The organism is Streptococcus cristatus (assembly GCF_003943465.1).
Lineage (GTDB): Bacteria > Bacillota > Bacilli > Lactobacillales > Streptococcaceae > Streptococcus > Streptococcus cristatus_C.
In genome coordinates this window covers 234241-246189 of record NZ_RJPR01000002.1, presented here as the reverse complement: position 1 = coordinate 246189, position 11949 = coordinate 234241, and the positions used below count along the sequence as shown (strand labels likewise).

The following is an 11949-nucleotide window of genomic DNA, read 5'->3' as shown; positions in this document are numbered from 1 at the left end:
GACTATGGCAGATTATGGCAGTAATAATGACCGAGGGTACAATCTTCTACTTAGGGTAGAAGAAACAGGAACTAGCACCGCCAATAATACCTCAACTGTACGTGTTCAATTGTGGCTACGAAATGGCCAAACAACCTTTGGGATGTATAACTGTAGTGCCAGTGTTTCCATAGATGGTCAAACTCTTTCTTGGAGTGGTAGACCAGATATGTACAGCATGAACTCTTCTCTTCATCTCATTGATAAAACCATCACCATCGCTCACAATTCCAATGGTCAAAAGACCATTGGTTTTTCTGCGACCTTTTCAGGAAGTGGTGGATGGTCACCAGGAACTCTTAATACCGGTTATCAATCGTTACGATTACGAGATATTCCACGGTCCTCAACAGCTAGTGTTTCTGGGAATATGATGGGTTCTCCAATTACCATTTCTATTACGAGAGCAAGTGGGGATTTTACACACAAGGTTACTTGGCAATTTGGTAGTTTGAGTGGAGTGGTCGCAACTGGTGCAACCACTTCTTGTAGTTGGACACCAGAAGTTGCAAAATTAGCTCCTCAAATCCCCAATGCGACCTCTGGTATTGGCACAATTTTAGTACAAACCATTTATGGAGGAAAGGTCATCGGTGAGTCTCGGATTCAAGTGACTCTTCAACTTCCGAGCTCGGTGGTTCCCAGTCTATCCTCTATCAGTTTATCGGATTTAAATACGATTGCTCAAAATGCCATTACAGGCAATACCTTTGTTTCATTGGAGTCAAATCCCAAGGTTACCTTTAATGGTGCTACAGGAATTTATGGATCAACTATTCCAGCTAGTGGTTATCGAGCGGAAGTGTTTAAATTTGAAGGAAATAGCTGGATACAACTCCAGAATGTAGCTACTGCACAAAATGGCGGAGTAGGAGGTATTAACCATGTTGGTCGTGCCAAAATCTCTGCTTTTGTGACGGATTCAAGAGGAAGACAAAGTCCGAGAAAGGAAGTCGAGATTTCTCTACTTGAATATTTTAAACCCATTCTATCCTTTACTTCAGTTCGAGTCGGAACTGCCATGAATCAATTAAATGTGATTCGAAAAGTAAAAATTGCACCACTCATTGTAGGCAATAGTCAGAAGAATCGAGCCACTATGACGTGGGATATTCTTGATTTATCAACTGGTACGAAGACAACGAATGTAGGTGGAGCCGCTAACTGGAGTACGACAACGGAACATACCAAAGAGAATTTTCAAGCTACACTAAATGGCTCTTATGACCAAACCAAATCTTATACCATCATTGGTCATTTGCGAGATTTATTCTATGAAACGGATTTTGAGTTTACGGTTGGTCCTGAAAAGGTGGTTTATGGCTTATCTCCGACAGGGATGGGGATAGGAAAAGCATGGACACGAGGGGTTCTTGATGTGGATGGTAGTCAGCCTTCTTATTTTGATGGAGACATCATCATGCGAAATAAAAAGCTAATTGATATCTTTTATCCTGTTGGAACGATTTATGAATCAACAAGTTATGCCAATCCTTCCACCTTTATGGGAGGGAAGTGGGAGCGATTTGGGAATGGGCATGTTTTGGTTGGTGTATCTGAGACAGAAAGCGAATTTAATACTGTTTCAAAAACAGGTGGCAGCAAAACCCATACTTTAACAATCAATGAAATGCCAGTGCACTCGCACCCACAATATGTTTCTGCCAATTCAGGAAACCAGGCTATACGTCGAGATTACTCTTCAGACGGCGGTGCCTCATTATATCCTCAAGGGAATAATACAGGCAATTCTGGTGGTGGACAGGCTCATAACAATTTACAACCCTATATTACAGTTTATCGGTGGCGACGTACCGCTTAAAGGAGACAATATGCATCTAGCAGTTTCAACAAATAAGTTAGTGTTTTCAGGAATCGGTGGGGTCATCGGTTCTATTTTTGGAGAAATCGATGGCTTTCTTTATGGCCTTTTGATTTTTATGTTGATTGACTATGTGACAGGGATTATGGCAGCCATTGTTGAGAAGAACCTCTCCAGTTCTATCGGTAAAAAAGGGATTTTCAAAAAAGCCATGATTATCTGTTTGGTGGCTGTTGCCCACATGATTGACCAACATGTCTTAAAACAAGGTGGGGCAGTTCGAACAGCTGTTATCTTTTTCTACTTCAGTAATGAAGGACTGTCCATCTTGGAAAATGCGACTCGTATTGGATTGCCAGTGCCTAATCGTATTAAACAAGTCTTACGTCAGTTAAACGAAGATAAGGAGGATGAGAATGACAAGTAAAGAAAAGGTTGTTGCCAATGCCCTCTCGAAAGTCAATACCAAAGTAACGGTGCCTACCAATCCTTATGGTGGGCAATGTGTGGCTCTAATTGACAAAATCGTTCAGGAGGAAACAGGGAAGAATATGGCTTACACCAATGCTATTGACTGCCTTGATAAGGCAAAAGCCAATGGTTTTCAGGTCACCTATGATGCCGTAGGGGTTAACCCACAGGCGGGTGACATTTACGTGATTCGTGTACCGAGTCACAGTTTTGGTCACATCGGTGTTTGTTTAGCGGATTCTGATGGTACTGGACTTGAAGGTGTGGAACAAAATGTCGATGGTTATTTGGATAGTAACCGTAATGGGATCAACGATCAACTGGAAGTTGGCGGTGGTGGCTACACTCGACGTGTGTCACGAAAGTGGTATTCTGATGGGCGATTAGTGGATCGCCATAGTGGTGGATTGGTTGGTTATATGGTTGGCTGGTTTAGACTGCCTTATGAGGTAGCAACTAGCACAAAGAAAGTAGAAACTTCGGAGGATGAGGATATGAAAAATTTTGTCGTACGATCAAAAAGTGGGAAACAAGGTTATGTGGCAGTGGTCAATGGTGCTGTCTTTGGGATTGGTCACATTGATACAGTTGTTCAGTTGCAATCAGCTGGTGCAGCACATTTGACCTTAGATGATGATGATTTCAACCGATTCTTAGAGTCACAAAAGTTTGACGATGAGAAATTAGTTGCTTCAGTGCAAGCCTTGGAAAAGGCTATTAAACAGTAACTTATGGTAAGCCTGGTGGAATGTATTTTCTGTCAGGCTTATTTTTTTGCCTAAAAAGCGGAAAAAATGCCCTCAGCCTTACTTAGTAAGGTAGGAGGGCTATTATGACTAATGACAAATTACAAGATGAGATGACTTACCAACTGACCATTATACAGGCTGATAGACTCCTAAAATCTAGGATTATTAGTGAGGAAGTTCATCAGCAATTTAAGGAAAAGATGCTTGAAAAATATCAACCATTTATTAGTAGATTATCGACCTAAAGACTTGATAAATGAGGCCTTTAGAGTGATATATAGTAGCGAAAGGAGTGTATCAAATTGAGAATAGTTAGACGAATTCAACCGATGATGACACCGCAAAAACCTAAGTTGCGTGTAGCAGCATATGCGAGGGTATCTGATAGTCGCCTACATCATTCGTTATCCACTCAAGTCAGCTATTATAGTAGATTAATTCAGTCTCATCCAGACTGGGAATTGGTTGGCGTTTATTATGATGAAGGCATCAGCGGTAAAGAACAAAGTAACCGTCAAGGGTTACAAGATTTGTTAAAGGCATGTGATGATGGAAAAATTGATAGAATTTTAACTAAATCCATTGCAAGGTTCGGTAGAAACACCGTTGACCTATTGTCTACAGTGCGTGTACTTAGACAAAAGAACATAGGAATTACCTTTGAAAAAGAAGGGATAGATAGCCTAAGTTCCGAAGGCGAGTTGATGTTAACTCTCCTAGCTTCTGTCGCTCAAGAAGAATCGCATAACATCAGTGAAAACTTAAGATGGCAGATTAAGAAAAAGTTTGAACAGGGTCAACCTCATACACCTCAAGATATCTATGGCTACCGTTGGAATGGTGAGAATTATGTCATTGAGCCTGATGAAGCAAAGGTTGTACGACAGGTGTTTCAATGGTTCTTGGACGGAGATAATGCCCCAATGATTACTAAAAAGTTAAATGAGCAAGGAGTCTTGACACGACTGGGAAATCCCTTCACAGTCTCTAGTGTCCGAGAGTTCTTTAAGCAGGAAGCATACTTTGGACGTTTGGTATTACAGAAGACTTACCGAGAACCTTTTTCACGAAATCCTAAACGAAATAATGGGCAAAAGAATAAGTATATTGTAGAGGATGCTCATGAAGCCATTGTTTCAAAGTCTTATTTTGATGTGGTACTACAAGAAAAAGAACGTCGGTACAAGGTAATGTATCAGGAAAGCCATATGCACAAAGGTACTTTTAGAGAGTTAATCGAGTGTAGCCATTGTGGAAAAATAATGATTACTAGAGTAGACTCCAAAAAGGTACACCGAACCATCAGATACTGTTGCCGCACTAGAGACAGGTTCGGAACATCCTCTTGTCCTAGTAAGACTCTATCTGAAAAACGGATATTAGCTACATTTGAAGATAAAATTGGATTTAAACCAGATAAAAATTGGGTTACCGAAAATATCAAGAAGGTTATTTATGACTCATCAGTAGGTTTAATTACCGTCTTTCCTATAAAAGGTAGAAAATATGAACTGAAGGTTAGAAAGGAGCACTTCTTATGAAAAACGTCATAACTATTGAAGCAAATGCGCCTAGGAACTCAGAGTTAGCTAGCATTTCGCTACCTAAGAAACGTCGTGTAGCAGGTTATGCGAGGGTATCAACTGATCATGAAGACCAAACAACCAGCTATGAATCTCAGATGAGGTATTATGCAGAATACATTTCAACTCGAAGCGATTGGGAGTTTGTTAAAATGTACTCGGATGAAGGTATTAGTGGCACTAATACTAAACTGCGAGTGGGTTTTAAGAGCATGATTGAGGATGCCTTGGCTGGCAAAATTGACCTCATTATTACCAAGTCAGTTAGTCGGTTTGCAAGAAATACAGTTGATTCATTGACAACAGTTCGTAAGTTGAAGGAAGTCGGAGTTGAAATCTACTTTGAGAAAGAGAATATCTGGACTCTAGATTCAAAGGGTGAGCTGTTGATTACCATCATGTCTAGCTTGGCCCAAGAAGAAAGCCGTAGCATCTCAGAGAACGTCACTTGGGGCTTGAGGAAACAGTTTGCGGAAGGAAAGGTACATTTTCCCTATACCAACGTCATGGGCTTTGAAAAGGGCGAGAATGGTGAGATTGTTGTTAATCAGGAAGAAGCTAAGACTGTCCGCTACATTTTCCAACAGGCATTGCTTGGTAAAACTCCCTATAGCATTGCAAAAGACTTGACACAACAAGGTATCCTCTCACCTAGTGGTAAGAATCATTGGAGTTCTGTGACCATCAAACGGATGTTAAGGAATGAGAAGTACAAGGGTGATGCCCTCCTTCAGAAAACCTACACAATTGATTTTCTATCCAAAAAGAAGAACATTAACAAGGGAGAGTTACCACAGTATTATGTAGAAAATAACCATGAAGCCATTGTAGATAAAGAAACGTTTGATGCAGTTCAAGCATCACTAGATAGGAAAGAAAAGGGTAAGGGGAGTACTACACTATTTAGTTCAAAGCTGGTATGTGGGGATTGTGGGCATTACTTCGGTAGCAAGGTCTGGCACTCCACATCAAAATATCGAAGGGTTATCTACCAATGTAATGAGAAGTACAAGGGCGAAAAGAAGTGTACTACTCCTCATGTTACTGAAGATGAAATTAAGGATTGGTTCGTTTCAGCAATCAATAAGGTTATCAGTAATAAGGATGAAATTATCAGTAATCTTGAAACGTTGCTTGAAATTAGTGGAACAGCTGATTTAGAGCAACGAATGAAAGAATTGGAGACTGAAGTTGAGGTTGTCAGCCAGATGATTTCTAAATTAGTCACGGATAATGCTGTGATGCCACAAAACCAAGATGTCTATCAAGAAAAGTATAGGAACTTGGTTGATAGGTATGATGCTTTGATTGTTGAACTTGAGTCGGTAGAAAAGGAACATCTTGATAAGGCTAAACGCAATAAAGAACTTCAGGCTTTTCTAAAAACACTGAAATCTCAAGAGTGTTTAGTTACAGAGTTTGATGATTTACTTTGGGAAACTGCGGTAGAGAGGATCATTATTAAGGAAAATAGAAATATTGAATTTATCTTTAAAAATGGTGAGGTTACAGTTCATTGAGATTGTAACCTCTTTTTTGGTATAATTAGTGTAATTTGATAGATAAAGAGGAATTCAAATGGATTTGGATTTAGGTAACTATTTAGGTGTGTTTTCAAGTGTAGAAATTAAGGACTTATTGCTACTTCAAAGTAGTGATTTATATGATGATAATATCCCTGAAAGTCATCATCTGTATATGATTTTTGGATTTGAAAAATTTTATGTTGACTCTGTTACAAAAAATGAAACCAAAGAAAATGAATTAATAGTCAAGGTAAAAACTGCTGATGAAGCACTTGAGTTAATTTGGGAAGATGAAGAAAATATAGTAAGTTTTGATAAAAGTCTAGATAATAGATGTGTGATAATTAATGGCGTTACATATCAAATTCTGGATTTAATATTAGATTCTATTATCAAAAATGGTAATCAGATTGTCTCTGAAATTCTTTATATAGGGCAAGCTAAAGGTAGGACTGAATCTCGTAATACAGGGAAGCGTTTAGCGAGCCACAAGACTCTTCAAAGAATTTTAGCTGATTGCCATGATTATAAAAAAGATGTAGATGTAAGGGTCGTGAGTTTTTCAATTGGTGAAAATGTTATGTGGACTACTCTGACAACACCAGAGACATCAAATGCTAAGATTGAGGATATATATGAGCCCAAGAGTAAGGAATTTAAATTAAAAATCTCAGATGCATCATTAATAAACTTGGTTGAGGCTAAACTAATAAATTATTTAAAACCTGAGTATAATGATGTGTACAAAAATAAGAGTGTTCCCTCAAAAGAGCATAAAACTTATATTGAATATAATAAATTTTTTAATTCAATGAATATTGATTTATCGAAATTAGACAACTTTTATTTTAAACAACCCAATATTGACTTTAACCCAAGGAGACAATTTATAAGTAACAAACTAAATCCTACTGAATATATGGAAATTATTAGGGATTCTCTGTACTGATAAATACTTAATTTTTCGANGGTATGACTTTGTATCAATTTAAGTACACATACCGATACGGATCATATGGGTGATATGCTGGAGGTGGCCAAGCATTTTTCTATAAAGGAAATTTACGTATCTAAGGGAAGTTTGACCCAGTCGGATTTTGTGGAGAAATTGGAGCGGATGCAGACGGGAGTTCATGCGGTAGAAGTAGGAGATAGCCTTCCAATTTTTGATGGAGCTTTGCAAGTTCTCTATCCTGAGGAGACGGGTGACGGTAGCAATGATGATTCTGTCGTCTTGTATGGGCAATTTTTTGGAACCAGCTTTTTGTTTACGGGAGACTTAGAGGAGAAAGGCGAAGCTACCTTGATGCGGCGTTTTCCGCAACTCAAGGTGGATGTCTTAAAAGCAGGACACCACGGTTCTAAAGGATCCTCTAGCCCAGAATTTTTACATCAGCTTCAGCCCAAAATTGCCCTCATCTCTGCAGGTAAGAATAACCGCTACAAGCATCCTCATCAGGAAACTCTGGACAGATTTAAGAACATTCAGACACAGATTTTTCGGACAGATGAACAAGGAGCTATTCGCTTCAGCGGCTGGGGTTCATGGGAAATCGAAACGGTAAAGTAACCCCTGTTTCCTTGCTCTGAGAGTGAGCCAAGATTAACTTACCTTGATTTCGAGCTAAAATTATGATACAATGAACCCTGTTAATAAAAATTTAAAGGAGATTTCTATGTTTTCTGCTTATAAAAAATTTTGGACTCGTTATGCAGACTTTAGTGGTCGTTCAAGCCGTTCGGATTACTGGTGGGTTGTCCTATGTAATTTTTTGATTACTCTACCATTTTCGTTGATTGCCCTTTTCGGCTTCCTTATTCCACTTTTTAGTGAAATTTATTATGCGGGATTGTACGATTATGAACCTGATCTATCTGGAGCGATGGCTGGCGCTGGTTTAGCTGTGTTCATCATGTTCTTGCTTGCCATCTATGGACTTGCAACGATCGTTCCCCATCTTGCTATCACAGTTCGTCGTCTTCGCGACGCTGGCTTCCACTGGGCATTTATTTTTCTGGGAGTAGGGCCATCAATAGCTTCTCTCATTCCAGTTTTGAATATTTTAGCTGCTTTGGTTTCTCTGCCATGTGGTATTGCTCTGATTGTCTTGCTTTGCCAAGCTAGCAAACCAGCTCAGCCAGTTAAAGGGGCTCCTTATGGTCAACAAGGATTCCAAGGTCAGCAATTTGGTCAAGCTCAACAACCAGTTCAAAACCAACAGTTTGTTCAGCCTGGATTCCAAGGACAACAACAGCCGACACAAAACCAACAATTTGGTCAAGTTCAACAGCCAGCTCAAAACCAACAGTTTAGTCAGCCTGCTAGCCAAGAGCAACCATTTGCTCAGCAACAAGCACCCGTTCAGAATCCAGAATTTGGTCAGCCACAGCAACCTTTTGGGCAAAATCAAGTAAACCAGCCAACTCAACCGTTTGCTGCTAGCCAAGCCCAAACTCAAGAGTCAACTCAATCAGCATTCTCAGCATCAGTTTCAGAACCAGCTGAATCAGTTCATTCAGTAGAAGCTCATCAGTCTCAAGCTGAAACTGCAGAACAGGCTCTGGGAACTGCTTCTGAACAAATCAACAACTCAGAGTCAATCTCTCAATAAATTCTATAAGATATCGACCCTAGATAGTTTCAATCTATCTGGGGTTTTTTGTCGTCTTTTAAACTTTTGTAACCAAAATGATTTCCTATTCGTTATACTAGTAGAAAGGGGGAAGAATAGAAAAGTATTGCATAGAGAAAAGCAGTTTCAAATGAGAAGTAGCAGCTGTGAGATTTGGGATAGAAAGGCTTTTTTGTTATTCTTTTTAAAGAAGTGCAAATAATGAGAGATTTTAAGAGAAGATGTGGGGAGGTGAGATTATCAAACTGGATGAATATGAAAACATCTTGATTGGCTTTGCCCGAGAGATTGTTTTCTACTTGCAAAAGTCAGGAGCTTCTAAGGCTGAGGCAGAAGATGTGGTACAGGATGTTTTTGTCAAAATGTTAGAGACTGATCTGGTCATCCCAGCAGAGAAGATGCGTGCTTGGATGTATCGGGTTTCTATCCGCCGCTATATCGATCGCTATAGGCGCGATCAGCATTATCTAGAAATTTTGCAAAAGGAATTTTTTAAACAAGATGTGATTCAACCATTTGAAAACGACTATTATGAGCTGTTAAGGATGACGATAGAAGAGCTCCCTACCAAGGAAGCAATGCTTTTAGATCTTTATTATTTTCAAAATTTCACAGTAAAGGAAATCGCTCATATTATGTCGTATTCTGTAAGTAAAGTGAAAGTACAACTCATGCGTAGCCGAATCAAGCTCCGCCATAAATTGGAAAAGAAAGGATATAAAAATGGAAACATTTGAAATTTTAGCAAAGAAAAGTAAAAGGAAACGACTTTGGAAGACAGTTGCCATCAGTAGTCTTGTCTCCTTAGCTTTATTGCTTTTACTAGGAAAGGGATTGATAGAATTAGCCTCGAGTAATGGTCGAAATTTGCAGAAAGAGTACGAAGTTATGTCGGAAATCGCCTATCCTAATGTTGACTATGACAGTCTTTACTACACTCAAAATTCTTTGTTTTCAGGAACCTTACATTCTGATCGTTTCAAGGATTTAGATGGAGTGAAGGTAGCTTATCCTTCCTATGAGGGAAACTATTCACTCATAGGTGCTTTTAGAGATCCGACTGCGGAAGGGACTTATTTGTCTCTCTCAGGAACCTATACGCGAACCCTGCGTCAAAAATATCCGGTCTTCTACAATATTAATGCTAAAGGAACAATAGATACAAAACGAATCCCTCAAGAACTTGCTTCTGTCAAAGAAATGCCGAATCAATTGGTGGAAGTAGCTTTGACTTTTGATAAAGCTTATACCTATAAGGAAATCCAGCAGATGATACCGAACAATCTCAAAATCAACTGGTACTGGATTGGCAGTCAGTCAGAAGATGTTGACAATACTGGGGCATTGCGCACTGATCCTAAGACGACTTACGGAGCTAACGCTAGTCTTCTCTTTACTTATGATTCAGATGTTAGAAAGAAGGCAAAAGAGGCTAAGAAAGAGCAGCAGACTTTCTTGGATTATCTGAAAAAGGCCGATAAAAATCTTTTCCCAAGTGTTAGTGGGTACAACACGTACAATGATGTGCAGTCCTATCTCAATAAATTTAGTCAGCTAGATATTCGTGAAGCAGAAAATCGGGATCAATTAACTTTCTCCGGTGTCATCTTGACAGGAAAAGCTGAAAATTTCACTCAATTAGAAGGAAAAGAGTGGATTTATGCTTCGAGTATCGGTGCTTCCGTTCCCAATCAGCCTTACTATAAGCTCGATAAGGAATAATTGACAAAAAATGTGTAAAAGGCTTGCATTTTCAGTAAAATTTGATAAAATAGTAAGGAAAGTTAGACTGTATTGCCTACTGTCTATCTATAAAATATATTTTATTGGAGGCTTTTACTCAAATGGCAAAAGAAAAATACGATCGTAGTAAACCACACGTTAACATTGGTACTATCGGACACGTTGACCACGGTAAAACTACTTTGACAGCAGCTATCACAACTGTATTGGCACGTCGCTTGCCTTCATCAGTTAACCAACCAAAAGACTATGCGTCTATCGATGCTGCTCCAGAAGAACGCGAACGCGGTATCACTATCAACACTGCGCACGTTGAGTACGAAACTGAAAAACGTCACTACGCTCACATCGACGCTCCAGGACACGCGGACTACGTTAAAAACATGATCACTGGTGCCGCTCAAATGGACGGAGCTATCCTTGTAGTAGCTTCAACTGATGGACCAATGCCACAAACTCGTGAGCACATCCTTCTTTCACGTCAGGTTGGTGTTAAACACCTTATCGTCTTCATGAACAAGATCGACTTGGTTGATGACGAAGAATTGCTTGAATTGGTTGAAATGGAAATCCGTGACCTCTTGTCAGAATACGACTTCCCAGGTGACGATCTTCCAGTTATCCAAGGTTCAGCTCTTAAAGCTCTTGAAGGTGATACTAAGTACGAAGACATCATCATGGAATTGATGAACACTGTTGATGAGTACATCCCAGAACCAGAACGTGATACTGACAAGCCTCTTCTTCTTCCAGTCGAAGACGTATTCTCAATCACTGGTCGTGGTACAGTTGCTTCAGGACGTATCGACCGTGGTACTGTTCGTGTCAACGATGAAATCGAAATCGTTGGTATCAAAGAAGAAATCCAAAAAGCAGTTGTTACTGGTGTTGAAATGTTCCGTAAACAGCTTGACGAAGGTCTTGCAGGGGACAACGTAGGTGTACTTCTTCGTGGTATCCAACGTGATGAGATCGAACGTGGTCAAGTTATCGCTAAACCAGGTTCAATCAACCCACATACTAAATTCAAGGGTGAAGTTTACATCCTTACTAAAGAAGAAGGTGGACGTCACACTCCATTCTTCAACAACTACCGTCCACAGTTCTACTTCCGTACAACTGACGTTACAGGTTCAATCGAACTTCCAGCAGGTACTGAAATGGTAATGCCTGGTGATAACGTAACTATCGACGTTGAGTTGATCCACCCAATCGCCGTTGAACAAGGTACTACTTTCTCTATCCGTGAAGGTGGACGTACTGTTGGTTCAGGTATGGTTACTGAAATCGAAGCTTAATTCGATTTCGTTCCCAGATAACAATTATAAAATCAGACACGAAAAGTCTCGCTTCGGCGGGGCTTTTTCTTTTAGAGAAAGCCTT

General features: G+C 39.7%; 10 protein-coding genes and 2 pseudogenes. All 12 read left to right on the top strand.

Annotation, left to right across the window (positions count from 1 at the left end):
• Positions 1-4 precede the first annotated feature (4 nt).
• The 12 genes and pseudogenes from D8793_RS03715 to tuf all read left to right on the top strand — a co-directional run bounded on the left by D8793_RS03715 (position 5) and on the right by tuf (position 11864).
• Positions 5-1861, top strand: coding sequence for a DUF859 family phage minor structural protein (locus D8793_RS03715; protein ID WP_117508627.1), 1857 nt, complete (start codon positions 5-7; stop codon positions 1859-1861).
• Between the two features lie 10 nt (positions 1862-1871).
• Positions 1872-2288: a phage holin family protein gene (locus D8793_RS03710; protein WP_117508628.1), complete on the top strand. Its 417-nt coding sequence runs from the start codon at positions 1872-1874 to the stop codon at positions 2286-2288.
• Between the two features lie 10 nt (positions 2289-2298).
• Positions 2299-2772, top strand: a pseudogene (locus D8793_RS12115) (CHAP domain-containing protein); the annotation flags it as partial.
• A 392-nt stretch (positions 2773-3164) separates the two neighbouring features.
• Positions 3165-3326, top strand: coding sequence for an SHOCT domain-containing protein (locus D8793_RS11865; protein ID WP_181965701.1), 162 nt, complete (start codon positions 3165-3167; stop codon positions 3324-3326).
• Positions 3327-3410: 84 nt separating this feature from the next.
• A complete protein-coding gene (locus tag D8793_RS03700) occupies positions 3411-4622 on the top strand; it encodes a recombinase family protein (protein WP_228380115.1) in 1212 nt (403 codons plus the stop codon).
• Positions 4619-6184 (top strand): recombinase family protein, encoded by a 1566-nt coding sequence (locus tag D8793_RS03695; protein WP_125370622.1) that lies wholly within the window; start codon positions 4619-4621, stop codon positions 6182-6184. Before D8793_RS03700 ends, D8793_RS03695 begins: the two co-directional genes overlap by 4 nt.
• A 58-nt stretch (positions 6185-6242) precedes the next feature.
• Positions 6243-7139, top strand: coding sequence for a hypothetical protein (locus tag D8793_RS03690; protein WP_061600614.1), 897 nt, complete (start codon positions 6243-6245; stop codon positions 7137-7139).
• Positions 7140-7184: 45 nt separating this feature from the next.
• A pseudogene (locus D8793_RS03685) lies at positions 7185-7760 on the top strand (ComEC/Rec2 family competence protein); the annotation flags it as partial.
• Positions 7761-7866: 106 nt separating this feature from the next.
• On the top strand, positions 7867-8802 hold the full coding sequence (locus D8793_RS03680) for a DUF805 domain-containing protein (RefSeq protein WP_125370621.1): 936 nt from the start codon (positions 7867-7869) through the stop codon (positions 8800-8802).
• A gap of 287 nt (positions 8803-9089) precedes the next feature.
• Positions 9090-9560 (top strand): RNA polymerase sigma factor, encoded by a 471-nt coding sequence (locus D8793_RS03675; RefSeq protein ID WP_185760999.1) that lies wholly within the window; start codon positions 9090-9092, stop codon positions 9558-9560.
• Positions 9547-10545, top strand: a complete 999-nt coding sequence (locus D8793_RS03670) for an anti sigma factor C-terminal domain-containing protein (RefSeq protein WP_125370619.1) — start codon at positions 9547-9549, stop codon at positions 10543-10545. The genes D8793_RS03675 and D8793_RS03670 overlap by 14 nt, the downstream gene beginning before the upstream one ends.
• A 122-nt stretch (positions 10546-10667) precedes the next feature.
• Positions 10668-11864, top strand: coding sequence for an elongation factor Tu (gene tuf, locus D8793_RS03665; RefSeq protein ID WP_005590656.1), 1197 nt, complete (start codon positions 10668-10670; stop codon positions 11862-11864).
• Positions 11865-11949: the final 85 nt, after the last annotated feature.